This is a genomic window from Bradyrhizobium sp. CCBAU 051011 (assembly GCF_009930815.1).
Lineage (GTDB): Bacteria > Pseudomonadota > Alphaproteobacteria > Rhizobiales > Xanthobacteraceae > Bradyrhizobium.
Window position 1 is genome coordinate 5621331 of sequence record NZ_CP022222.1, and the last position, 24253, is coordinate 5645583.

A 24253-nucleotide genomic window follows, 5' to 3' on the forward strand; every position below is an offset into this window, starting at 1 on the left:
ACCGATGAAATGGAAGTTTTTTGCCGACAGAATGTTCCATCCCGGCGGCTAACCTTGGGAGGGGCTCGATGATCTATCACGCAGCGCAATGTAGATTGCGGGAATGACCAGCACGGTCAGCAACGTCGATGATGCGAGCCCGAACAGGAGCGAGATCGCAAGCCCCTGAAAGATCGGGTCGAGCAGAATAGTCGCGGCGCCGATCATGGCCGCGAGCGCGGTCAGCAGGATCGGCTTGAAGCGCACGGCGCCTGCTTCCAGGACCACGTCGCGCAGCGACTTGCCCTCTCCGCCGCTGTGCCGGATGAAATCGACCAGCAGGATCGAATTGCGCACGATGATGCCAGCGAGTGCGATGAACCCGATCATCGAGGTCGCGGTGAAGGGAGCACCGAGCAGCCAGTGGCCGATCAGGATCCCGATCAACGTCAGCGGAATCGGCGTCAGGATCACCAGCGGCAGCCTGAAGCTGCCGAACTGGGCCACCACCAGCACGTAGATGCCGAGGATCGCGGCACCAAACGCAGCGCCCATGTCGCGGAACGTCACGTAGGTAATCTCCCACTCGCCGTCCCACAACAATGTGGGACGTGATTCGTCCGCCGGTTGCCCGTGTAGCCCGATGACCGGCTTCGGCAGCGCGCCCCAGTCATGGGCGTCGACGCGGCTTGCCACCTCGAGCATGCCGTAGAGCGGCGCCTCGAAACGGCCGGCGAGCTCGGCCATCACCATGTCGGCGAAGCGCCCGTCGCGCCGGAAGATGGTCGGGGAACCCTCCTCGACCGTTGCCTTCACGACCTGTCCCAGTTCGACCACCGTCTTGCTGCCGGGCAGCGTATTGGCAGGCACCGGCGTGGATGCGAGCGCCTCGCTCCACGCGAGATCGCGCTTCGGCAGTTTGACCGCGATCTCGATCGGATTGCGGTCTTCGCCGCGGTGGGAGTAGCCGACCGAGACGCCTCCGAACAGCGTCTGGATGGTGTCGTAGACGTCGCGCTGCTCGACGCCGAAAAATTCGAGCCGGTCCTGGTCGATTGACAGCCGCAGCCGCGGCCGCTTCTCGCCGATCGAATCGTCGGTATCGACGATGAACGGTACTTCGGCGAAAATCTTCTTGAGCTCGCCGGTGACCGCCCGCCGTGTCGCCGCGTCGGGTCCGTAGATCTCGGCAAGCAGGGTCGCCAGCACCGGCGGACCGGGCGGCACCTCAACGACCTTGATGCTGGTGCCCTTGGGAACGCCAACTGCCTTCAGCCGCTGCCGCAGATCAAGCGCGATGTCGTGGCTCGCCCGCTTGCGGTCGGTGCGCGCGGCGAGGTTGACCTGCAGCTCGCCCAGTTCGGGGCGTTCGCGCAGGTAGTAGTGACGCACGAGGCCGTTGAAGTTGAATGGTGCCGGCGTGCCGGCATAGGCCTGCACGGAAGTGATCTCGGGCAATCCGCGCGCAATGTCGGCCGCGGCGAACAGCGTCCGCTCGGTGTCCTCCAGGCTCGCGCCCTCGGGCAGATCGACCACGACCGCGATCTCGGACTTGTTGTCGAACGGCAGCAATTTGACGGTGACGGATTTGGTCGCAAACAGCGTCATCGACAGCAGCGTCGCGACGCCGACGCCGATCAGGAAGATCCAGGACGTGCGCTTGCTGCGGATGATCGGGGTGGCGAAGCGGCGGTAGACGCGCCCGAGTACACCTTCGTCATGCGCAGCGTGAGCCGGGCCCGCGGCGCCTTCCTTCGGCGCTAGCCGCAGCATCAGCCACGGCGCTACCACCATGGCGAGGAAGAACGAGAACAGCATCGCTGCCGACGCATTGGCCGGGATCGGCGCCATATAGGGGCCCATCAGCCCCGACACGAACAGCATCGGCAATAGCGCGGCGACGACGGTCAGGGTCGCAACGATAGTCGGATTACCGACCTCGGCGACGGCCTCGATCGTCGCCTGCACGCGGGGACGGCCGTCCTTCATCGCCCAATGGCGGGCGATGTTCTCGACCACGACGATGGCGTCGTCGACCAGGATGCCGATCGAGAAGATCAGCGCGAACAGGCTGACGCGGTTGATGGTGTAGCCCATCAGGTTGGCGGCAAACATCGTCAGCAGGATCGTGGTCGGGATTACGACCAGCGTCACCAGCGCCTCGCGCCAGCCGATCGCAATCGCGATCAGGCCAACGATCGAAACCGTCGCCAAGCCGAGATGAAACAGCAACTCGTTGGCTTTTTCGTTGGCGGTCTCACCGTAGTCGCGGGTGACAGTGACTTCCACGCCATCGGGAATTAGGCGCGACTTCAGCCCCTCGAGCCGGTGTGCGATATCCTCCGAGACCACCACCGCATTGGCGCCGGCCCGCTTGGCTAGCGCCAGGCTGACCGCGGGAACGCGCTGCCAGTTGCCTTTACCGTCGCGCGCATCGTTCCAGACGCGGCGCTCGCTCGTGTTCGGCCCGATGACGACGGAGGCGACGTCCTTGACGTAGACAGTCCGACCGTCTCGGGTCGAGATCAGCAACAGGCCGATATCGGGAATGCCCGAAAGCGTTTGCCCGGCCGCGACGCCGCGAACTATCCCGGCTTCACGAACCTGGCCAGCCAGGAACGAGCGGTTAGCGTCCTTCACCTTGCCGACGAGCTGCTGCAGCGTGACGCCAAACAACGACAGCTTCTCCGGATCGGGTTCGACCCTGATCTGTTGGGCGGCGCCGCCGGAGATGTAAGTCAGCCCGATGCTGTCGACTTTCATCAATTCGGCGCGCAGCTTGTCGGCGAGCTCGTAGAGATCCTTGTCCGTCCAGCGGTCGGCGGCTTCGGGTTTAGGTGAAAGCGTTAGCACGGTGACGGCGACGTCATTGATGCCGCGCCCGATGATCAATGGCTCGGGAATGCCGACCGGGATGCGGTCCAGATTGGCGCGGATCTTCTCGTGGACGCGCAGGATCGCGTCCTCCGACTTGGTGCCGACCAAAAAGCGCGCCGTGACCAGGACGCGGTCGTCTTCGGTCTGGCTATAGACGTGCTCCACGCCGTCGATGCCCTTGACGATGGCCTCGAGCGGTTTGGTGACCAGTTCGACCGCGTCAGGTCCCCGCAAGCCGTCGGCGTTGACGCGGATGTCGACCATGGGGACGCTGATCTGCGGTTCTTCCTCGCGCGGGATAACGACGACGGCCATGAGGCCGACGATGAGTGAGGCGAGCAGGAAGAGGGGCGTCAGCGGCGAACCGATGGTCGCGCGCGTTAGCCGCCCGGACAGGCCGAGATTCATGGCTGCACCAACTGGTCGCCGGCCCGGATGCCGGAGAGAATTTCGAGGCCGTTGGGAAGCTCAGGCGAAGGCCGGTCGCGGCCGCGCTGCACTGGCGCGCTGATGGTGCGATCGCCTTGGCGGATTTGGACGTAGTCGATGCCGAAGCGCGTGGTCACGTAGGAGGAGGGGATCACAAGGGCGGTCCGCTCGCCGCCGGAAATCCAGACTCTGAGCCGGTCGCCGACGAAATATTCGCCGAGGTTTTCCACCGTGGCATCGGCGATGACGCGGCCGTCCTCGATCTGCGGATAGACGAGGTCGATCGTGCCGGATTTTGAAATCTGTTCGCCGAACTCGGCGCCATCGACGCGGATCTTGTCGCCGGCCTTCAGGAAGCGGGCATGCCGTTCCGGCACCCGCAGCCGCAGCTTGAAATTCTGCTGCGCGATCATCGCAATAGGGTCGCCGGGCAGGACAACGGAACCGACTGCCACCAGCTTTTTCAGGACGCGCCCGCCGGCCGGAGCAAGCACCTTTCCTTCAGTAAGCTGCTGCTGGACGACCGCGCGCTCCGCAGTCCTGGCCCGCAGACCGTTTTCGGCGACGTTGAGTGCGGTCCGCGCTTCTTCGAGTTTGACGCGGGGAAGCGTACCGCGCTCCACCAGACCTTCGATACGGGTAAAATCGATTTGCGCCTGGTTCGATTGCGCCTGCAACGCGTCGATCTGGGCGTCGAGCGCCTTCATCTGCAAAGCGAGCTTTTCGTCTCCGATCGCTGCGATCGCTTGGCCGCTGGTAACCGGATCGCCCTCGCGGACGTTGAGCTGGACAACGATGCCGCCAATGCGCCCGCGCGCCGGCACGACGCTGATGCTCTCGACGGTGGCGAACACCGCCTTCTCGTCGGCGACTGACCGTGAAGCCACCGTCAGGGTTTCCGCGGCGGCCCAAGGCGCGCTGAACGCCGCTGCCGCGACAATGCCGAATGTCATCAATCTACGCATGTTTCATCCACCCGGTGGGAAGCGCGCCTCAGAGCGGCGCTCTCTGATTTCTCGCGGAATGGCCGCTGAGATATTGACCTGCCTCAAGATGCCGTTGCACCGGGCTCTATGGCTTTTTCTTCGGCTTCGCAGCCTTCGGAGGCGCGCAATAGACCTGATAGAGCGCTTTCAGGACTTGGCGCGCGGGTTCGCTGGCGATCGAGTAGTAGATCGTCTGGGCGTCGCGGCGCGCTGACACCAGGCCATCCTTGCGCAGGAGGGCAAGATGCTGGGACACCGTGGAGTCGCGAAGACCCAGGAATTGCGCGAGATCGCCGACCGAGCGCTCGCCATCGATTAATTGGCAGATGATCAGCAAGCGGTGCCGGTTGGAAAGCGCCTTCAGGAGGTCGCTGGCCTGATCGGCCGCGGCTTCCATTTCCGTGCTATTTATTTTCATACTTGCGTATATACGAGATTACGAATATATGGTCAAGGGACGCGGTTGAAAATGTCACAACAGATCGGCGCGGCCGCACAGGGAAATGCAGCAAAAGGAAGCGAGCATGGCAGAAGTTGTGGTGATTGGAGCCGGACTCAGCGGCACATTGATGGCCTACGAGTTGTTGCCGCAGTTGCAGCAGGATGACCGCCTGACCGTGATTTCGCAGGGGCCAGTCTATCATTTCGTCCCATCCAACCCCTGGGTTGCGATCGGCTGGCGCAAGCGCGGCGACATCGAGATCGATCTGGCCGACGTGATGAAGCGCAAGGGCATCCGGTTGCTGACGCAAGGCGCGCAACGGGTGCACCCGGAGGTCAACCGCGTCGAGCTCGCGGACGGCACGTCGATCGACTACGACTATCTGGTCGTCGCCACTGGGCCGCAACTGGCCTTCGATGAAATTCCGGGACTCGGTCCCGAGGGCCACACCCAATCGATCTGCCACGTCGATCACGCCGCGCAAGCCAAGGATACCTTCGAGAAGCTCGCGGCAAATCCGGGGCCGGTGGTGATCGGCGCCGTTCAGGGCGCGTCCTGCTTCGGGCCAGCCTACGAATTCCTGTTTATTCTGGAGACCGAGCTGCGTCGGCGAAAGCTGCGCGATCGCGTGCCGATGACGTTCGTGACGTCAGAGCCCTATATCGGCCATCTCGGCCTCGATGGCGTCGGCGACACCAAGGGCCTGCTCGAGCGCGAAATGCGCGAGAAGCACGTCAAGTGGATCACCAGCGCGCGTGTCAAGAATGTCGAGCAGGGCAAGATGACGATCGAGGAGGTTGCGGACGACGGGTCGGTCCGCAAGACCCACGAACTGCCATTCGCCTATTCGATGATGCTGCCCGCGTTCCGCGGTGTCGACGCGGTCAGAGGCATCGAGAAGCTGACTAACCCCCGCGGCTTCGTGATCGTCGACAAGCACCAGCGCAATCCGGCGTTCCCGAACGTGTTCGGCATTGGCGTCTGCGTCGCGATCGCGCCGGTCGGCGCAACGCCGGTTCCGGTCGGCGTGCCGAAGACCGGCTTCATGATCGAATCGATGGTCACGGCGACAGCGATGGACATCGGCGCTCTGCTGCGTGGCGAGGCGCCATCGGTGCAGCCGACCTGGAACGCGATTTGTCTGGCGGATTTCGGTGACTCCGGCGTCGCCTTCCTTGCGCAGCCGCAAATCCCGCCCCGCAACGTCAACTGGTCGTCGAAGGGTGAATGGGTTCATCTCGCCAAGGTCGCCTTCGAGAAATACTTCCTGCGCAAGATCCGGCGCGGTGAAAGCGAGCCATTCTATGAGCGCTTCCTGCTCGACAAGCTGAACATCGCCAAGATCAAGGAGGTGAAAACGGGGACATGAGCGAAGGTCGAAAGGTCGTCTGCGGCAATTGTGGAAAGACCAACCGGCTGCCCGCCGAACGGGCGCCGGCGGCGGCGCGCTGCGGATCCTGCCACCAGCCGATCTTCAGCGGTCATCCCATCGAGGTCGACGAAGCGGGCCTCAGTCGCCACCTGGCGAACAGCGACATCCCGCTACTGGTCGACGTCTGGGCGCCGTGGTGCGGTCCGTGCCGCGCGATGGCGCCGATGTTCGAGCGCGCCGCCGGCGAGCTCGAACCGAACGTTCGCCTCTTGAAACTCAACTCCGACAAAGCGCCCGCCGTTTCCCACCGCCTTGGCATCAGCGGCATCCCGACGCTGCTGTTGATGCGCGGCGGCCGCGAGATTGCGCGCACCGCCGGCGCGATGGACGCGCAGCGAATTGTGGCATGGACGAAGGCCGGGCTCGCCCGGCCGTGACTCTCAAACCTCGGAATCTAAACCTAAGCAAAGGAATGCATCATGAATATCGATAAAGCAGTGCTGATGTTCGCCGGACTTGTCGTGCTGCTCGGGCTGACGCTCGGCTGGCTGGTCAGCCCGTACTGGTACCTGCTGACCGCATTCGCCGGGCTGAACATGATCCAGGCGTCGATCACGGGGTTCTGTCCCGCCGCGATCGTATTCAAGAAGCTCGGCGTGCGCGGCGGCTGTGCGTTCTCGTAACGAAGATCTTATGCGAAAATGATCGCGCATCACGATTGCCTGCACATGCTCAGAGAATATACGTCTCCGTCAAATCGATCGGCGAGAGCATGCCAAACGTTGCGTTCTCGGCTTGCGGGAACACGAGCGACGCGATGAAAAAGGCAGAGGGCAAGGAAATTCCGCTGGTCACACAGGCCAGGAATGTCCCAGCTGGTGTTGTCCGTCTGATGGAGCTTCAAGAGAAAGGATGGAGCTACGTACGTCCCTGAACACTTCGCTGTGACGGACGATGACGTATGTGTCCTCACAAGATCGTCGAGCAACTTCAAGAGGCATTCGAGAAACGGATAGGCCAATTTCAAAGCTGGACCGTAGTGCCCCGATCGCGTTGATCTAGCTCAATTGGCGCCCGCCCGTGGATATTCGGCGAGGATGGGTTTTCTGGAAGGTGGACAACATGGGCCACGTCGTGGTCGGTGCTGGGCGGACGAGATGAGCTCGCGCGCAATCAAGGTGGGGGCCGCGCTGGCCGTCATATCTCTTATTATGGCTGGCGGCTACTACTGGCGCTTTATGCGCGAAATTCCGGTTCGGACGATTGCGCCCGAGCAGAATGTGGAAATCCGCGTCTTCGGGGTCGGGAGCATCGAGGCGCTGGTCGTTTCAAAGGTGGGATTTCAGATCGCCGGAAAAGTAGTTGCCGTTGAAGCTGATCAGGGCGACTTGGTGAAGGCGGGTTCGCTGCTGGCAAAACTCGACGATGACGCCCAGCGCGCCAAGCTCAGGAGGAGCGAAGCCGCGCAACGACAGGCGGCCGCCAATCTAGCCAAGATCGAGGCGCAGCGCGGGCGCGCCGAAATTTCCTACCAGCAGAAGAAGAGCGTCAATGCGCGCCGACAGACGCTCGCCGGTCGCGGGAGTGTGTCGCAAGAGGCTGCCGAGGATGCCCAGGCCGCGGAAGAAATCGCTCTTGGCGATGCCAAGATTATCGAGGCTGATACCAAGGTTGCCGCCGTGCTGCAGGAAGATGCCGCGTCTCAGCGTCAGCTCGATGCAGTTGTGCTTGCTCAGCACGAACTTCGGGCTCCGTTCGACGCCAGAATTATTGCTCGCAGCAAGGAGCTCGGCGGCATCGCGAACGCGGGCGAAGCTGTCTTCACACTGATCGCGCCTGCCTCCATCTGGGTAAAAGCGTATGTCGATGAAGCATTGGCCGGGGGCCTGACAACAGGCCAGCGTGCCCGAGTGCGCCTGCGATCTGACATGAATAACCTTTTCGAGGCGGAAGTCGTCCGCATCGATCAGGAGGACGATCGTCTTACCGAGGAACGCCGCGTCTATGTGCGGTGCCGGGCTTGCGATCCGCGGCATCAGCTCCGGTACCTTGGCGAACAGGCCGAAGTCGAGATCGTCAAGGCAACTGCGAGCGGTCTGTTCGTGCCGCTTAGATTTGTAGAAGGTTACGGCGGCCGGTCGGGCACGATCTGGTCGCTGCACAATGGCCGGCTTGCCAGGCAGCCGGTCCAGCTCGGCGAACGCCTGCTCGACGGGCGCATCCAGATTATTTCCGAGGTTCGGGGAGAAGTGGTGGCCGACGACCGGACCGACTTGCGTGAAGGCCGTGCGGCACGCCGTTACGGTGGGTCATGAAGTGAATCTCGCTCTCAAAGACATCAGTCACAATCTCGGGCGCTTTCTGCTGACGTGTCTCGGGCTCAGCCTTCTTCTCGGCATTGTGCTTGCGATGGTCGGAATCTACCGCGGCCTGATCGAGGAATCGCTCGGGTTCGTGCGCGCGGCAGGCGGGCAGGTTTGGGTCGTGGAAGGCGGAACGCGCGGTCCCTTCGCCGAGGCTTCACGGATTCTCGGGGATACGCGCATCTCCATAGCTGCGCAATGGGGGGTTGCCGCAGCTGGCGGCGTCTCGTATCAGAACGTCGAAGCGCAGCATCGTGGGCAAACCAAGCGGCTGCTGGTTGTCGGTGCACAGATCGCACGGCCAGGCGAGGCGCGGTTGGTGGACGAAGGCCGGCCGATCATTCGCAGCCGTTACGAGGCTGTTGCTGACCGCGGCGCCGGGCTCGTGCTCGGAGAGCAGATCAAGCTCGGGCGCGATACGTTTACCGTGGTCGGATTGACCAGTAACCTTGTGGCTTCGGGCGGAGATCCGGTCATATTCATCACGCTGAGAGATGCTCAGAAGCTGCAATTCGACCTGACGCCGGCGGCTGCGCGAAGAGAGGCCGTACGCAGTTCCGCGACAGCAGGAACGACCGACACGGTGAACGCAATCCTGGTGACGCTGATGCCCGGGATGGACGCAAAGCGCTTCGCGCAGGACATCACGCGGTGGAAGCATCTCGCGGCGCTAACTCAGGAAGACCAGGAAACTGTTCTGGCACGTTCCGTTATCGATCGTGCGCGCCGTCAGATTGGCTTGTTCACAACCTTGTTCCTCACTGTTTCCACAGTGATTATCGGTCTCATCATCTACACCATGACAATCGACAAGAAGAAGGCGATTGCAACGTTGAAACTGATCGGGGCGCCCGATCGACGTATCATCGGGCTCATCGTTGAGCAGGCCCTTGCTATGGGAATAATCAGCTTCGTCGCCGGCGCTGCGTTGATAAATGCCGGTCAGGGCTATTTCCCGCGTCGGGTGGTTCTAGAGCTTACGGACGCGGCGATGCTGTTCGGGGTGGTGCTTATCGCCTGCTTGATTGCGAGTGCGCTGGGCGTGCGCACGGCGCTCAGAATTGATCCTGCCTCAGCACTCGCGGGGTAGTCATGGCCGGGTCTCCTGTCGTCGAAGTCAGAAGGATCAGCAAGCATTTTGGCGAGGGGCCGGCCCGCGTCGACGCGCTTCGTGAGGTTTCGCTCGATTCTTTCCAGGAACCGTGATCGGCTTGCGTGGGCCCACGGATCGGGCAAGAGTACGTTGCTCAATGTAATCGGCTGCATTCTCGAACCGAGCTCCGGAGCCATGCGGTTCAACGGCGAATTGGTTTATGATGGCAAATGGCTGCGCGCCGACCTGCGCGGTTTGCGGCTGGAGAGGATCGGCTTCATCTTCCAATCCCACAATCTTCTGCCGTTTCTAAATGCCTGGGAGAATATCGCGGTAGCTCGCATATTGGCGGGGGCCGGCCCAGCACAAGCCAAGGGTCGCGCACTCGAAGTGCTCACCTATTTGGGAATCGAACGCCGCCAAGACGCCATGCCGAGTGAGCTTTCAGGTGGGGAGGCGCAGCGAGTCGCAATTGCCCGCGCGCTCGCTAATGATCCGCGCATCATTTTGGCAGATGAGCCAACGGCAGCGCTCGATTCGCCGCGCGCGGGGGCCGTCATGGACCTGTTGAGGAAGGTGGCCACGGAGCGCCGTACCGCCGTGATCGTGGTCACGCATGATGAAAAAATCTTCGACCGGTTCGACCATATCTATTCGTTGCGAGACGGAGCACTTGAGCCCACTCGCGCCAGCGCCGCGTAGCCCATAACTCAATCCGATCAAGAATCGCTTGATCACACGTAAGCCTCGGCCCCACCCTTCGGTCTTACAGGAATCAAGAGATAGCGCACGCCGTTGTTTTCCTTAGGCGGGAATTTTCCTGCCCGGATGTTGACCTGAATTGAAGGGAGCAGAAGCCGTGGCGCGGAGAGCGTCGCATCGCGCTTGGATCGCATCGCAACGAACTCGTCCTCCGTCACACCTTTCTTCACATGAATGTTCTTTTCGCATTGTTCTCTGACGGTCGTCTCCCACGCATATTGATCGCGGCCGGGAGCCTTGTAGTCATGGCACATGAAAAGTCGCGTTCCGGGTGGTAAAGCCTGCAAGCGCTTGATCGACCGATAGAGTTGGTGCGCATCGCCGCCGGGAAAATCTGCCCGTGCTGTCCCGTAATCCGGCATGAAAAGTGTGTCGCCTACAAATACCGCATCCTCAATCCTGTAGGAAATGTCTGCCGGTGTGTGACCGGGCGTGTAGAGAACTTCGGCCGCCAGGGTCCCGATAGCGAAGCGCTCGCCATCCCTGAACAGATGATCGAAATCGCTTCCGTCGGTCGCCAAATCGGTTGCATTGAAGACGGGCCGGAAAATCCGCTGAACGTCCTTGATGTGTTCGCCAATTCCGATTCTGGCGCCAGTCCTCGCCTTTACAAAGGGCGCGCCGGATAGATGGTCGGCGTGAGCGTGGGTCTCCAGCACCCACTCGATCGAATATTCGGCCTCATTGGCCGCATGTATGATCGCCTCGACGGAGTGCGTGTCGACCGTTCCGTCGTTTGGATCGAAATCGAGCACCGGGTCGATGACGGCCGCCTTCTTCGTCGCCGGGTCCGCCACCAAGTAACTTACCGTATTGGTGGGTTCATCAAAGAAGGCTCGGATGATCGGCTGTTTTGTCATTGCTCGCACCTCCGCAAAGAACTGAACGCATCCTATCTTGACATATATATTAGAGGAATCTAATTAAGCAAGGTCGAAATAAGGGTCGAGCATGCCGTCCAAGATCTTCAGTCCACAAGGCATCGAAAAAGCTGCTGTGGAGGTCGCGGGCGTGCTTCGCGCGCTCGCCAACGAGCGGCGGCTGGTGATCCTCTGCAAGCTTGTCGAGCGGGGCGAGGCCAATGTGAATTCGCTTGCGGAGACCGTCGGCCTTTCTCAGTCAGCTCTCTCTCAGCATTTGGCAAAAATGCGTGAGGAGGGACTGGTGACCTACCGCCGCGAGAGCCAGACGCTCTGGTATCGCATCGCCGACCCTAGGATCGAAGATCTCTTGGCCACCTTGCACACGCTCTACTGCAAACCACTCAATCCACGCTGAACCATGGAGTACAATCATGTCGCTTCCGAAAATTGGACCTGCCGAAGCCTGGCGGCTTCTGAATCAAGGTGCAATCCTGGTAGATATCCGCGAGACAGATGAGCATGCCCGGGAGAAGATCACAGGGGCCCAGCACCTGCCGTTATCCAAGCTGGACGAGGCCAAGCTTGCGCTGGACGAAGGCAAGCCCGTCATCTTTCATTGCAAGAGCGGTGCGCGAACTGCGGGTAATGCGTCCCGGCTGGCACAGAAAGTAGGTGGCGCTTGCGAAGCCTTCGTCCTTGAAGGAGGCGTGGACGCCTGGAAAAAGGCAGGGCTGCCTTTGTAAACGAGGATCGTCAGCGCGCTGCCGCGCAAGTACGGATGACGCAGTAGTCTGGGCTGTTCGGAACCATTCCGGTCTGTTCGATGATGGTGGCCGCCGCGACTGGAGATTGCGGGATGCCCTGGATTCTCACGCGAGCACCTTGAATCAGCGCAGTCTACGGCAGCGCCCCACAAACTAAGGCCGCCCGATAATCACGGCAGCGGGCGGCTTGGAGTAGTCGTGATGGTGTTGAATCTGACGCAAGCCGCGCTCGCGATCGCTTCCGGGTCCTTGGTTGGGTTCTCGCTCGGGGTGGTCGGTGGCGGTGGCTCGATCCTCGCGGTTCCGCTGCTGGTCTATGTCGTTGGGCTGGACAATCCGCATGTTGCGATCGGAACCAGCGCGATCGCGGTTGCGCTGAACGCCGCGGCAAATCTCACGATGCACGCCCGGGCGGGAAATGTGAAGTGGCGTTGCGCGAGTGTCTTTGCGGCGGCCGGCGTCACCGGAGCATTCCTCGGTTCGACGCTAGGCAAGATGATGAATGGGCAACGGTTGCTGGCCCTGTTCGCCGTCCTGATGATGGTGGTTGGCGCGTTGATGCTGCGAGACCGCTCATATAAGGGCGACCCCACTGTCAGGTTGTCGCCGGAGAACCTGCCGAAGCTGCTGGGGCTTGGCCTCCTGGTCGGTTTGCTGTCAGGGTTCTTCGGGATCGGTGGCGGGTTCCTCATCGTGCCTGCGCTGATGCTGGCAGCCGGGATGCCGATGCTCAACGCGATCGGCTCATCACTCCTGTCTGTCACCACCTTCGGGCTGACCACGGCGGGAAACTATGCCTGGTCCGGTCTGATTGACTGGCCGGTTGGGGCGCTCTTCGTGGCAGGAGGCGTGCTCGGTGGATTGCTTGGCACGCGTGCGGCGAAATCGCTTGCCAGCCGCCGTGGCGCTCTGACGACAGCATTCGCGACGCTAGTCTTTGCAGTGGCTCTCTACATGCTGGTCCGCACCGTTAGCCTGATCTGAGAGGCAAAGCGCGCCAATCGGGCGGACCAGCTTGGTTTTGGCAGTCGATGACGCAACCGCGGGAGCAGTTTGCGATCTATTTTGCGCCAAATCAAAATACTCTCGTCAACAGGGGCCATGTAGCAATAAACATAAGCATAGGGCCGATCCATGCTGCCCTTTACAGTCGAGCAATTCCTGGCGGTGTTCGTAAACTACAACAATGCCATCTGGCCGAGCCAGATCGCAGCATATCTGCTCGGCGGTATCTCTGTTGCATTACTCTTTTGGAAAACACGAGAAGCAGATCGTGCAATCGCCGGTATTTTGGTGGTGGCGTGGCTATGGACCGGTGTTGGCTATCATGGACTTTCGTTTTCCGTGATCAACAAGGCGGCGTATCTTTTTGCTGCGCTGTTCATTGTTCAAGGCTGCTGTCTCTTCTATGCTGGCGTATATCGTCATCAAATTAGTTTTGGCCTACGGCCGGACCTAGCGACTTGGGTAGGCGCGGCGTTCGTCGTGTACGCCGCGATTGTCTATCCATTGATAGGCGTGGCAACTGGCCATCATTATCCCGAGATGCCAATGTTTGGCGTCACGCCGTGCCCGGTAACAATTTTCACGCTCGGAATGCTTCTATTGACGGTCCGCCCCGTACCGCGCTTGCTCTTTGTTATTCCGTTTGCTTGGTCTTTGATTGGCGGCAGTGCCGCCATTCTCCTCAATGTACCGCAAGACTGGTTTCTGCTCCTCAGCGGCTGCATCGCTGTACCGCTAATGGTTTTTCGAGACAGACCGCCGACAGAGGGCGCTCGGATAGCTTGAAGAAAAGTTTTCGATTTTATGAGCGCTAACTGGTATCGCGGCAACTTCGGGCAGGATGCTTTGGCACGAGCCATTTTATCGAGGCAATACAATTCGGGCACGGAGGCCAGTGGTTGCCCTGTTGCTCAGGACGAGTTCGCCTCGGTGGGCCTGCACAATCGATCTGGTAATCGCCAGACCCAGGCCAACTCCGCCGGTCTCGCGGTTTCGGGATTCTTCAAGACGATAGAACGGATCGAACACCCGCGCCAGCTCTTCCCGGGGAATTCCGGGACCTTCATCATCAATCAGGATTTCGATCGTTTCCGGCGTCGTTTGGATAGCTACGCTTGCTGTCTTGCCGTACTTGACCGCATTGTCGAGGAGGTTGCGGATCGCTCGCTTCAAGACGTCAGGCCGGCAGTCGTACACAATCGATTCGACTGGCGCCATTTTGACGGGCATGCCGGCGTCGGCCATGTCATCGACTATGCTCTGGACAAGCGCTGCAATGTCGGTGGGACGCCGTAGATCGGTTGCGGCCTCGTCTCGGGCGAACTGCAGAGTTACGCCGACCATCGAGTCCATTTCAGCGATGGTGGCCAGCATCTTATCGCGCTCCTGCTCATTTTGAACGTTTTCGGCGCGCAGACGTAACAGCGTCAAAGGCGTACGCAGATCGTGCGAGATCGCCGCCAACATGCGCGTCCGGCTTTCGATCAGGCTGCGTAGCCGGGCCTGCATTGTGTTGAACGCGCGCGCAGCTTGACGTGTCTCGATCGTGCCAGTCTCTGGCATGGGCGAAGCATTCAAGTCATTGCCGAGCCGTTCGGCAGCTGCCGACACTTCGGCAAGCGGCGCTGACACGCGGCGCACCGCCCATACCGAGACCGCGAGAATAACGATTGCCATAATCCCCATCGAAAGCAGGAACTGGCGCGAAAAACCTGAGCCGCTCTCCGGCAGGGCGGTCGCGAAGGAAAGCCATTGGCCATCGGGCAGTGGGACCGCGACCTGCAAATCACGGAAGCCTCCGAATCTACCGAAGCCGTGCAATCCGTGCATCATCGGACCTCGCCCCATCATCGGATGTGGGCCGCCAAACAGGGGCGTGTCCGGCACCGATGCAGATACGCGCGGTTGTTGGCCCGGCGCCAGCGAAAGCTGATCGATAAGAAATTCCTTAATAGCCTCAGCAACAGGCCCTTCCTGGTCGCCCGGGATCAACGCAGGGGCTTGGGCCGAGAGTGAGACTTGAAACGTCTGGTCGCTCAGGCCAGCAACAATCCGTTCGCGCCACTCGCGTGGAGTGTCCTGCACCAGTTTCGCGAGATTCGTAATGCGTTGTGCGGCGGAAAATCCGCCGACTGCCCGCACGGCCTGCTCGCGGTCCAGCGTGTAAATCCATGATCCAACGAACAACGACACGATTAGACCGGCGACCAAGATCAGCAGGGTCTGGCCAAACAGGCTCTTGGGTAGAAACCCACTCATTTGCGGCTCACATCAGGCGTGAACATGTAGCCGCCGCCCCATATCGTCTTGATGATCTTGGGATCGCTGGGATCAAGTTCGAGCTTCTTGCGGAGTCGACTGACCTGGGTGTCGATACTGCGGTCGAGACCTGCAGCAGAGCGACCCCGTGCCAGATCGAGCAGTTGGTCGCGATTAAGCACCCGCTGCGGTCGCTCGACTAGCGCAATCAGCAGATCAAATTCACCGGTACTCAGCGGCACCGTGACACCATCATCGCGAAGGAGCGCGCGTAAGCCAGTATCCAGACCCCATCGGTCGAAATGGTAGCTCTTTGGGCGTGGCTCCGAATCCGCTTTGGATACGGTCTCCTTAGTGCGGCGCAGAACGGCTTTGATCCGCGCGATCAGTTCGCGGCTGCCGAAGGGCTTCGAGAGGTAATCATCGGCCCCCATCTCCAGGCCGATGACGCGGTCGACTTCCTCGCCCTTGGCGGTCAGCATGATGATCGGGACATTCGATTCCGCGCGAAGCTTCCGGCAGAGCGATAATCCATCCTCGCCCGGCAGCATGAGATCGAGAAGTATGAGGTCGATCCGCCCGTCGGCCAGCATCTTTTGCATGGCGCGGCCGTCGGCCGCCGTACTGACCCGGAATCCCTCCTTGGTCAGCGCGCGCGAGACGAGATCGCGGATCTCGCGGTGGTCATCGACGATCAGGATGTGTGGCGCACCTTGCATCCCGGTAATATAGACCAAAGCATCCGCGGCGTTTTCGGAATGTGTGTCCGACTATGACTGCCGGCGGCTTTGACAAGCTTTGTCACAAAATGCCCCGCGGCTGAAAAACTTAGGTGAAATCCGGCCTCTCCAATGTCCAGAAGCAACGGACTCTCTGTTGCACAGGCATTGGAGATTCAGATGAAGAAGGTTCTAGTTATCGGCGGCTTTGTAGCGGCTACCTTACTAGTCGGCGGCTGGGCTCTGGCGCAGTCAGCCGGTCATGGCCCGGGTGGAATGCGCGGTACGGGAATGGGTATGCACGGCCAGATGGGTCGGGGCATGCACGGCACGATGGGGCAAGGCATGCGGGGCCAAATGGGTTCCGGCATGATGGGTATGGGCGCCAGAATGATGGGGATGAACGGAGGCTCCGCAACCATGGACGAGCGCCGCGACATCCATGGGCTTCTCTTCAACCATGATCGTATCAAACGGACGGTGACGAATCTCCCGGACGGTATCCGCACGCTTACGGAATCGGACGACCCCGAGGTTGCGGCGACGATCAAAAAGCACGTCGCAGATATGGGAAAACGGGTCGAAGAAGGACGTGATCCAGGCTTGCCCATCGAAAGCCCGGCGCTGCATTCGATCTTCCGGGAAAAGGATAAGATCAAGACCACGTATGAGACGACCGAGAACGGAATCGTCGTCGTCCAGACCTCGACCGACGCGACTGCCGTCAAGGCCCTTCAAGATCATGCCGCAGAGGTGACCGATTTTGCCCAACGCGGGATGGTCGCAGCGCACGAGGTCATGATGAAGAACGGCGGTGGTATGACGGGGCGTGGGATGCATATGCGCGGTGCCCTGGCTGAACCGCAGCACCAACACTGAAGCCGATAACGGCACGGCACGCGACCTTGTGATCGTGTGCTGTGCTGGAAGGCCCGAACTGCGGGTGAAGGAAGTGCCTTTACGCAGGATCTCATGCGGAGGTTCTCGTTCGCTTCAACAGTATTGGCCGCGTGGAATTAGTCGCAATCCGCGGCGCCAAGATGGAGACTTGTCATGTCTGCTAATCGATTTTTCCTGACCTTGATTGTCGCCGGCGGGGTTGCGACTGGTGCCATATTTGTCGGGACTAGTCTGGGTAAATCCGCGAACACGGAGCACCTTGATCACGCCCGGCAAATGCGGGGCGTCAAAGCGGCGAAACCGACGATGCCGGGGCAGGAGGTCTTCGGCACGATCCAGGAGATCGTACATATCCTGGAAGCTGACTCCACCACCAACTGGTCAAAGGTAAATATTGCAGCACTACGCGAGCATCTGATCGATATGGACGAGGTGACAATGCGAGCCGTCACAACCAACAGACGCTTGCCGACGGCATCGCAATCACGGTGACTGGCGAAGGCCGCACCCTTGATGCAATCAAGCGGATGGTGCCGGCTCACACCCATGAGCTAGCTGCGCTCGGTTGGCAGGCCAGAACCGAAGATCTGCCGAATGGTGTAAAGCTGGTGGTCACCACAAGCGATCCTCGCCAAGTCGTGAAGCTCAATGCGTTCGGCTTCATGGGCATCATGGTCCAGGGCGCCCATCATCAGATTCACCACCTCATGATGGCAAAGGGCGCCTTTGCGCACTGAGGATCGCGACGCGGCGCCTAAAGGTCAGGGAGCTCCCTCAATTGGCTGCCACGAACGAGAGGCAGCTTTCGATCGAAGGATGAAGCGATTGATGCCGCATTTGATCCACCGCAACATTTGGTCTCCATCGCTTTGCTATGAAGATCACTGGCCTCCAGGGGCTCTTCTGTAGGGTAGCTACTGTCGGCATTCCGGTGCAGCGAGCCTGTCCGCGACGGCATGTTGTCGCGTTGGTACTCAAATGAGGAGATGGGATCATGGCCAATAGAGACGTCGTCATTTGTTCACCCGTGCGCACAGCGATTGGAACCTACGGTGGCTCCTACAAGGAGATGCCTGCGACCGACCTCGGCGCTACGGTCGTCCGGGCGACGTTGGATCGGGCGAAACTTCAGCCTGGTGAGATCGGTACCGTCGTGATGGGCAACGTGATCCAGGCCGGCAACAGAATGAACCCGGCCCGACAGGCGGCAATAAATGGTGGCGTCCCCGTCGAGGTCCCCGCGATGACGGTCAACCGGGTTTGCGGCTCGGGCGCGCAGGCCATCGCCAGCGCTGCACAGGAAATCATGCTCGGATTCATCGATAGCGCAGTTGCCGGCGGCATGGAGAACATGGATCGAGCGCCCTATCTCATGAACTCCGGGCGCTGGGGCTACCGCATGGGCGATGCGCAGATCTTCGATTCGATGCTGATGGACGGTCTCAACGATGCATTCTCTGGTCAGCACTCCGGCTGGCATACCGAGGATCTCGCAAGCTCCCATCAGATCACCCGGGAAGACCAGGACTGCTGGGCGGAGCGCTCGCAGAAGCGGTTCTCAGCGGCTCAATCGGCCGGCAAATTCGCCGCGGAAATCGCGGCGGTCGAAATTTTCTCACGAAAAGGCCCGGTGAAATTCGACAAGGATGAGCACAATCGGCCCGAGACGACACTGGAGAGTCTCTCCAAGCTTAAGCCGGCCTTTCGCAAGGACGGAACCATCACGGCCGGCAACGCGCCGGGCCTCAATAGCGGCGCTGCGGCAATGGTCGTGGCCGACAGAACTTGGGCGGAGAAGAAGGGCCTGCAGCCGATGGCGCGGCTTGCCGCCTACGGCATCGGCGCAGTCGAGCCCGGCATGTTCGGCCTTGGTCCGGTACCCGCAGTGAAGCAGGCGCTCGACCGCGCCGGCTGGAAGATCGGCGATATCGGTCGGATTGAGATCAATGAGGCATTTGCGGCCATCGTCCTCGCGGTCACGAAGGACCTCGGACTGTCTCCCGATGTAGTCAACGTGGAAGGCGGCGCGATTGCACACGGTCACCCGATCGGTGCGAGTGGCGCAGTGCTTACGACACGTCTCCTGCATTCGATGCAGCGCGACGGGATCAAAAAAGGGGTCGTCACGCTGTGCATCGGCGGTGGTCAGGGAATCGCGTTGGCATTGGAAACAATGACTTGATCTGTACGAACGCTGCCAGGAGCACGGCATGAGCAAGAATTTTGCAGAGATCGCCCATGATGTGATCGCGGGCGTGGGACTGTTGCAGAAAGGCGAGCCTGAATCGATGAAAGCTTTTGGGGCTCTCTCGACCGCGGCGACGGCCTCCAACGCCATTGACACGAAAATGAAGGAGCTGATGGCGCTCGCGATCGGCATCGCCGTCCACTGCGACGGCTGCGTCGCCTACCACACGAAGATGGCCCATCAGCACAGAGCAAGCCGGGAGGAGGTCGCCGAGACGGCTGCTCTCGCCGTTTACATGGGTGGTGGACCCGCGGCTGTGTACGGCGCGGACGCGCTACGCGCCTACGATCAATTTGCCGGCACAAAGCCGTAGCCACACAAATCGCGGTGCGGTATGATTATTTCCATAATTCTAGAAGTATCGTTGACGATGTCTAGTATCAGGCCTATTTTCCCGCTGAGAATAGACTAGTGAAACTGGTATTCGGAACGAATAGGGTGAGGTTGAACGCATGGACGCTCCGGCGCTTGCTACTGCCACGTCCGACACTCGGTCTATCTCCGAGTTCTTGAACCGTGAGTGCTTCTGCATCACGCTGGACCGAGGCGCTTTGTGCGAGGCTCTCGAGCGGGAGGCCGAAGATCCGGAATTCTGCAGGACCTTCATCGGGCCGAAGACGCATCTGTTCTCGAACGTGCCGGTATTCCTGCCGGAAGCCGGCGCCGGCGAGATGCTTCGGATCGTACACGCGGTCGAGGCCGCGACACGACTGCCCGGCTACCGCGACGCGGCGTTGTCCTGGGCTCCCGACATCGCTCGACATGATTTCGGGCCGGTTGGCGTATTCATGGGTTACGACTTCCACCTTGCCGCTGACGGCCCCAGGCTGATCGAGGTCAATACAAACGCCGGCGGCGCTTTCCTGAACGCGCTGCTGGCCAAGGCTCAGCGAGCTTGCTGCAAAGAGGTCGAAGTCGCCCTTGGCCGACCAGAGGCCGACGATTTCGAACCGGCGGTGATGCGCATGTTCCAGCACGAGTGGGAGCTCCAAAAGGGGCAGGGCATCCCGCGGCGGGTAGCCATCGTCGATGATCGGCCGACAGAACAGTATCTTTATCCAGAGTTTCTGCTGGTGCAGCGCTTCTTCCAGAAGAATGGCATCGATGCCGTGATTGTGGATGGCAATCAGCTCCGGTACGAGCATGGCCAACTGCTCGCGGAGGGCAAGCCGGTCGATCTTGTCTACAATCGATTGGTCGACTTTTCCTTCGGCGATCCCGAACACCAGGATCTCCGCGCGGCCTATCTCGACGGCGCAGTCGTCGTTACACCCAATCCGCGTGTGCATGCACTGTACGCAGACAAGCGCAACCTGGCGCTCCTGTCCGATCACGCGGCGCTTCATTCCTGGGGGGCGCCGCCGCAGGTGCTTGCTGACCTGGCGGGCGTGCCACATACGGTTCTCGTTACCTCGGACAATGCGCAGGAACTGTGGATGGCAAGAAAGTCATTGTTCTTCAAGCCAGCGGGTGGGTATGGGAGCAAAGCGGTTTATCGCGGGGACAAAGTCACCAGGGGAGTTTGGGCGGAGATCATCCGTGGCGGGTATGTCGCCCAGGATTTCGCCGCGCCGAGCGAGCGCATGGTCAGGCTCGATGGCTCTCCGGAGGCCCGAAAGGCCGACGTCAGGTTATACGTCTACAACGGTCAGGTTTTGCTCACTGCGGCGCGTCTATATCAGGGACAGACCACGAATTTTCGGACGCCGGGCGGCGGGTTTGCGCCGGTATTCGTAATTTAGGCGTGTAGCCTAAGCTGGAGGAAATCCGTTCGCATGACTGGTATTCCCTTGGCTACGCATCAACGTCGGAAATCTATCACGATAGATTCCGAAGCTCCTCCACACCAATCGGGGGTTTGTTTCGCCATCCGATCATGTATGTCCGCTTCGCGAGCCCATTCCGAACGCGAGCTATCTGCGCTCGCTCTGTAACAAGCCGCAACCGCAGCAAGGGATCGTGGGTTCCCGAGGCGGCGAGGCTCTTGTTGATGACCCAGCCGAAGGGTTCGATGCTGGCGCGCCGCAAGTCATCCTGGAGGGCTGCGGCTTCGGAAACCGGAGTTGTCTCCGGCAGGGTTGCTAGGATCACGCGGGTGTACACGGGGTCTTGCAGCCTCATCAGTGGGGTGATGATGCGCCCAGGTCCGCTGGGATCGAGTTGGCGTGTCATCTGCCGATGATAAGCGCCGGTCGCATCCAGCAAGAGCAGAGTGTGGCCTGTGGGAGCCGTGTCGAGCACCACGAAGGCGGCTCGGGCCTCCACGACAATGCGCGAGAAGGCATGAAACACGGCAACCTCCTCCGTGCAGGGCGAAGCAAGATCCTCGCGCAGCAGCGCAATACCCTGCTCGTCGAGTTCACCGCTCCGGCTCGCCAATATTTTCGCAACATACCTTTCTGTCTCGACCGCGGGATCGATCCGATCGACCGTGAGGCCCGGCATCGCACCATCAACGACGAAGGCTACGTGAGCTGCCGGATCGGTAGTGCTGAGGTGGACGGCATGACCTCGCTTCGCGAGTCCCACGGCGATCGCGGCGGCAATCGTCGTCTTTCCGACGCCCCCCTTGCCCATGACCATGATTAGGCCACGCTTGCCCTGCGCGATCGCATCGACCAGCCGGTCAAGGCCGGGCAGGTCAACCGGCTCGGCTTCGGGTTCGCCGGCTGCAGGGGGCGGCGGATTTGAGGGTGACAATAGGGCCCTGAGAGCTGTGAGACCGACGAGGTCGAAGCCGAGCAATGGAATTTCGTCTCGCGGCAGTTTCGCGAGTGACGCTGGCATGGCGGCCAGAGCCTCATCCTGATCCCGCTCCAGCGCAGCGGCAACGACATCAGTCAGGTCGGCGGCGTGGAAGCGTCCGTTCACTGCGAGCAACTGGTTCGAAAGATCTAGCGCATCAAGTTCGCTGGAAGTCCTGGCCGCCTCACGGATTGCGCCTCGATCGGCGCGGGTGACCAGAATAATGGTGGTCCGCTTGGAGTCGCCCAAAGCCTGAAGTGCCTTGCGGAAGCGATCCTCCTGCATCTTCAAACCTGAATGTGGACCGAGACAGGACGCCCCTCGGTCGTTGTCCTTCAGAAAGCCAGTCCACGCTTTGGGGAGGCTCAGCAGCCGCAGAGTGTGGCCGGTCGGGGCCGTATCGAAAATGATGTGGTCGAACCCCGCCATATCGCCGTCCAGAAGTCCCACGAACTCGTCGAAGGCGGCGATCTCGGTGGTGCAAGCGCCGGAGAGCTGCTCGCGCACGGTCGATCTCTCGTCAGGGCTAGCCGCAGGTCCGAGCTGTGCGAGCACGCGGGTTCGATAGCTCTCGGCTGCTGCCTCGGGGTCAATGTTCATTGCCGAAAGCCCAGCCACGTTCGGCACCGGCGTTGGGCTATCGGTCAGGGCGACTTCGAGCATCTCGTCGAGGTTCGACGCAGGATCGGTGCTGACGAGAAGCACCCGGCATCCACGATCGGCGAGGCCGATAGCGGTGGCACATGCCAGAGAGGTCTTGCCGACGCCGCCCTTGCCGGTGAAGAAAAGAAACGGCGTGGGAGCGTTCAAAGCGCGAAAGACAAACATTGAAACCTATCGGTGCGGAGGTCGAATTGTTCACGTTACCCGGCACTGCGCCGAGGTCTCAGTCTGCGGCCACGCCCAATTTATCTATGCGCTGATTGTCACAAAACGTGTCGGACACCGCCATAGCTTGATCGACCAATTGCCGAGCAACAATTTGACCGCCGCGGGCTGCAACCAATTCGCCTTCAGCAAGCGGGACCCAGAATTCGTTCGTCAGAGGGACGCTCGCGAAGAGAGTCACCTGTTGATTGTCGCCGCGGATGGAAAGGCCACTGGCCACCAAGCCAATCGTGTCCTGCTGGCACTGCCGCTGAATTGACACGAGACCCGGCGCCTCGATTTTGCCGGTTTCAGCATGCTTCCGCCGGTGTCCGTGAGCGAAGAGCATATCGCCGTCGGAGTAAAGAAAATTTGCTGGTCCCAGTTTTCTGAGTTCGCCAGCAAACGAAGACACGATGAGGAATCTCTGGCGGAGCGTCGGCACAGCGCCTTGCACCGTCCAGATCGCCGCCATTTGGTCGAGGAGAGCGCAGAAGGCGAGCTCGGAGTCGCTCTCGCCGATTGGATTGAACCGATCGGCCTGGAGTGCGCTCGACTTGAGTATGCCGGGCAGATCGCCGTTGTGCGCAAATAAATGTGCATGCCCGGCCAGCTCTCGAACGAACGGCTGGGCGTTGGCGTAGGACCGTATTCCGCGTGTTGCCTTGCGGGTATGTGCGATCACAAACTGGCTTCGTAGATTATGGCTGGCGATGAATTGAATCCATTCACTGTCGCCGACAGCGGCGGAGTCCTTCATCAAACGCACGTCCGCTCCCTCATAATAGCCGACGCCCCAGCCATCATTGTACGTTCCGGAGAGGCGACCATGTTCGGCGAGTTTGGGCAGCGAAACATTCACCGTTGCAGGGGCATTGCTGGATAGTCCGAGGAGTTCGCACATGGATCCGCCAAATTAGACTGTGCACAACATCGCAAAATTCCGAATATCGAGCCCTCGTTTTCGAGCGTTCAATCGACTTGGTCGAAGAGGCGCGTGCGGAACCACAGTACTGTGCAACCGAGTTGCGTTCGTAGCAGCCGACGTCCCGCTTGAATTGACGTGCATCAACCCGCCGGAATCCTCTGCCGCTGGAAGGCTAGGATACCGGATGCTGCAAATGATTTCTGAGGGCCCTTGCATAACTGCTGAGAGTTTGTTTGTATGCGGTTATGCGCATAAGCGCATAGAATTGAGTAAGCCTGTGAATTCAATCACGATTCTTTCCGCACTCGCAGAGCCGGTTCGGCTCGAAGCCCTCCGAATGGTGTGGGATGGGCGCGAGCATTGTGTTTGCGATCGATCGTTTGGAATGGCCGCAGAGACTTGCGGCTACTGCGAGCGAGCAGGGTATGCGTCGTCAGCGATTTGAGCGCTGAACTCCAATTGATCGAAACGTCCCAAATCGCTCTGGGGTGGTGGGGCAGTCTGGGCGCAGAACGCTGCGCGGCTCGACGCGTTTCGGTCTGACAGCGATTAGCACTCATCGCGTGTGATAGGCATCGAGCGCATGGAGTGCGAATATGATCACGCTGACAAATGCGAGTATTGCCACAATGGTCATCGTCGTGTCTCCTGG

At 60.5% G+C, this 24253-nt stretch carries 24 protein-coding genes; 16 read left to right on the forward strand and 8 right to left on the reverse strand.

The window, feature by feature from the left end:
• Positions 1-48: 48 nt before the first annotated feature.
• The 3 genes from ACH79_RS26290 to ACH79_RS26300 all read right to left on the reverse strand — a co-directional run bounded on the left by ACH79_RS26290 (position 49) and on the right by ACH79_RS26300 (position 4668).
• Positions 49-3264 (reverse strand): efflux RND transporter permease subunit, encoded by a 3216-nt coding sequence (locus ACH79_RS26290; RefSeq protein ID WP_161853545.1) that lies wholly within the window; start codon positions 3262-3264, stop codon positions 49-51.
• Complete coding sequence (locus tag ACH79_RS26295; RefSeq protein WP_161853546.1) at positions 3261-4250, reverse strand: efflux RND transporter periplasmic adaptor subunit; 990 nt, start codon at positions 4248-4250, stop codon at positions 3261-3263. The genes ACH79_RS26290 and ACH79_RS26295 overlap by 4 nt, the downstream gene beginning before the upstream one ends.
• 106 nt (positions 4251-4356) lie before the next feature.
• Positions 4357-4668 carry a helix-turn-helix transcriptional regulator gene (locus tag ACH79_RS26300; RefSeq protein ID WP_161853547.1) on the reverse strand — a complete coding sequence of 104 codons (312 nt, stop codon included), beginning with the start codon at positions 4666-4668 and terminating at the stop codon, positions 4357-4359.
• Positions 4669-4795: 127 nt separating this feature from the next.
• Here ACH79_RS26300 and ACH79_RS26305 point away from each other — a divergent pair, with 127 nt between their 5' ends.
• The 6 genes from ACH79_RS26305 (at position 4796) to ACH79_RS26330 (ending at position 10243) form a co-directional block, all read left to right on the forward strand.
• On the forward strand, positions 4796-6082 hold the full coding sequence (locus ACH79_RS26305; RefSeq protein WP_161853548.1) for an NAD(P)/FAD-dependent oxidoreductase: 1287 nt from the start codon (positions 4796-4798) through the stop codon (positions 6080-6082).
• A complete protein-coding gene (trxC, locus tag ACH79_RS26310) occupies positions 6079-6522 on the forward strand; it encodes a thioredoxin TrxC (protein ID WP_161853549.1) in 444 nt (147 codons plus the stop codon). The genes ACH79_RS26305 and trxC overlap by 4 nt, the downstream gene beginning before the upstream one ends.
• Before the next feature lie 42 nt (positions 6523-6564).
• The gene (locus ACH79_RS26315; protein ID WP_161853550.1) at positions 6565-6768 is read left to right on the forward strand and encodes a YgaP-like transmembrane domain; all 204 of its coding nucleotides are present in this window, start codon (positions 6565-6567) and stop codon (positions 6766-6768) included.
• A 474-nt stretch (positions 6769-7242) separates the two neighbouring features.
• On the forward strand, positions 7243-8400 hold the full coding sequence (locus ACH79_RS26320) for an efflux RND transporter periplasmic adaptor subunit (protein WP_161853551.1): 1158 nt from the start codon (positions 7243-7245) through the stop codon (positions 8398-8400).
• Positions 8363-9538 carry an ABC transporter permease gene (locus ACH79_RS26325; RefSeq protein WP_246738132.1) on the forward strand — a complete coding sequence of 392 codons (1176 nt, stop codon included), beginning with the start codon at positions 8363-8365 and terminating at the stop codon, positions 9536-9538. Before ACH79_RS26320 ends, ACH79_RS26325 begins: the two co-directional genes overlap by 38 nt.
• An 81-nt stretch (positions 9539-9619) precedes the next feature.
• Positions 9620-10243, forward strand: a complete 624-nt coding sequence (locus tag ACH79_RS26330) for an ABC transporter ATP-binding protein (RefSeq protein WP_246738133.1) — start codon at positions 9620-9622, stop codon at positions 10241-10243.
• A 32-nt stretch (positions 10244-10275) separates the two neighbouring features.
• Here ACH79_RS26330 and ACH79_RS26335 read toward each other — a convergent pair whose 3' ends face one another.
• Complete coding sequence (locus tag ACH79_RS26335) at positions 10276-11163, reverse strand: MBL fold metallo-hydrolase (protein ID WP_161853552.1); 888 nt, start codon at positions 11161-11163, stop codon at positions 10276-10278.
• Positions 11164-11254: 91 nt separating this feature from the next.
• Here ACH79_RS26335 and ACH79_RS26340 point away from each other — a divergent pair, with 91 nt between their 5' ends.
• The 4 genes from ACH79_RS26340 to ACH79_RS26355 all read left to right on the forward strand — a co-directional run bounded on the left by ACH79_RS26340 (position 11255) and on the right by ACH79_RS26355 (position 13721).
• A complete protein-coding gene (locus ACH79_RS26340) occupies positions 11255-11581 on the forward strand; it encodes a helix-turn-helix transcriptional regulator (RefSeq protein ID WP_161853553.1) in 327 nt (108 codons plus the stop codon).
• 16 nt (positions 11582-11597) lie between these two features.
• Positions 11598-11909, forward strand: a complete 312-nt coding sequence (locus ACH79_RS26345) for a rhodanese-like domain-containing protein (RefSeq protein WP_161853554.1) — start codon at positions 11598-11600, stop codon at positions 11907-11909.
• Positions 11910-12131: 222 nt separating this feature from the next.
• Positions 12132-12914, forward strand: coding sequence for a sulfite exporter TauE/SafE family protein (locus ACH79_RS26350; protein ID WP_202639040.1), 783 nt, complete (start codon positions 12132-12134; stop codon positions 12912-12914).
• A 150-nt stretch (positions 12915-13064) separates the two neighbouring features.
• The gene (locus ACH79_RS26355; protein WP_161853555.1) at positions 13065-13721 is read left to right on the forward strand and encodes a DUF6064 family protein; all 657 of its coding nucleotides are present in this window, start codon (positions 13065-13067) and stop codon (positions 13719-13721) included.
• 75 nt (positions 13722-13796) lie between these two features.
• Here the strand turns inward: ACH79_RS26355 and ACH79_RS26360 are convergent, their stop codons facing one another.
• Together ACH79_RS26360 and ACH79_RS26365 are read right to left on the reverse strand one after the other, a co-directional pair.
• A complete protein-coding gene (locus tag ACH79_RS26360) occupies positions 13797-15194 on the reverse strand; it encodes an ATP-binding protein (RefSeq protein ID WP_202639041.1) in 1398 nt (465 codons plus the stop codon).
• A complete protein-coding gene (locus ACH79_RS26365) occupies positions 15191-15913 on the reverse strand; it encodes a response regulator (protein ID WP_161856579.1) in 723 nt (240 codons plus the stop codon). The genes ACH79_RS26360 and ACH79_RS26365 overlap by 4 nt, the downstream gene beginning before the upstream one ends.
• 180 nt (positions 15914-16093) lie before the next feature.
• Here ACH79_RS26365 and ACH79_RS26370 point away from each other — a divergent pair, with 180 nt between their 5' ends.
• The 6 genes from ACH79_RS26370 (at position 16094) to ACH79_RS26395 (ending at position 20803) form a co-directional block, all read left to right on the forward strand.
• Entirely contained in the window at positions 16094-16792 is a 699-nt protein-coding gene (locus tag ACH79_RS26370; RefSeq protein WP_161853556.1) for a hypothetical protein, read from the forward strand.
• 174 nt (positions 16793-16966) lie between these two features.
• Positions 16967-17305 carry a hypothetical protein gene (locus ACH79_RS26375; RefSeq protein WP_161853557.1) on the forward strand — a complete coding sequence of 113 codons (339 nt, stop codon included), beginning with the start codon at positions 16967-16969 and terminating at the stop codon, positions 17303-17305.
• Entirely contained in the window at positions 17302-17550 is a 249-nt protein-coding gene (locus ACH79_RS26380; protein ID WP_161853558.1) for a hypothetical protein, read from the forward strand. Before ACH79_RS26375 ends, ACH79_RS26380 begins: the two co-directional genes overlap by 4 nt.
• Before the next feature lie 257 nt (positions 17551-17807).
• The gene (locus ACH79_RS26385) at positions 17808-18995 is read left to right on the forward strand and encodes an acetyl-CoA C-acetyltransferase (protein WP_161853559.1); all 1188 of its coding nucleotides are present in this window, start codon (positions 17808-17810) and stop codon (positions 18993-18995) included.
• A 28-nt stretch (positions 18996-19023) separates the two neighbouring features.
• Positions 19024-19374 (forward strand): carboxymuconolactone decarboxylase family protein, encoded by a 351-nt coding sequence (locus ACH79_RS26390; RefSeq protein WP_161853560.1) that lies wholly within the window; start codon positions 19024-19026, stop codon positions 19372-19374.
• 139 nt (positions 19375-19513) lie between these two features.
• Positions 19514-20803 carry a hypothetical protein gene (locus ACH79_RS26395; protein ID WP_161853561.1) on the forward strand — a complete coding sequence of 430 codons (1290 nt, stop codon included), beginning with the start codon at positions 19514-19516 and terminating at the stop codon, positions 20801-20803.
• A gap of 76 nt (positions 20804-20879) precedes the next feature.
• On the opposite strand, the gene arsA is transcribed toward ACH79_RS26395, so the two are convergent.
• Positions 20880-22634 (reverse strand): arsenical pump-driving ATPase, encoded by a 1755-nt coding sequence (gene arsA, locus ACH79_RS26400; RefSeq protein ID WP_161853562.1) that lies wholly within the window; start codon positions 22632-22634, stop codon positions 20880-20882.
• 58 nt (positions 22635-22692) lie between these two features.
• Entirely contained in the window at positions 22693-23577 is an 885-nt protein-coding gene (locus ACH79_RS26405; RefSeq protein WP_161853563.1) for a class II glutamine amidotransferase, read from the reverse strand.
• Between the last annotated feature and the right edge of the window lie 676 nt (positions 23578-24253).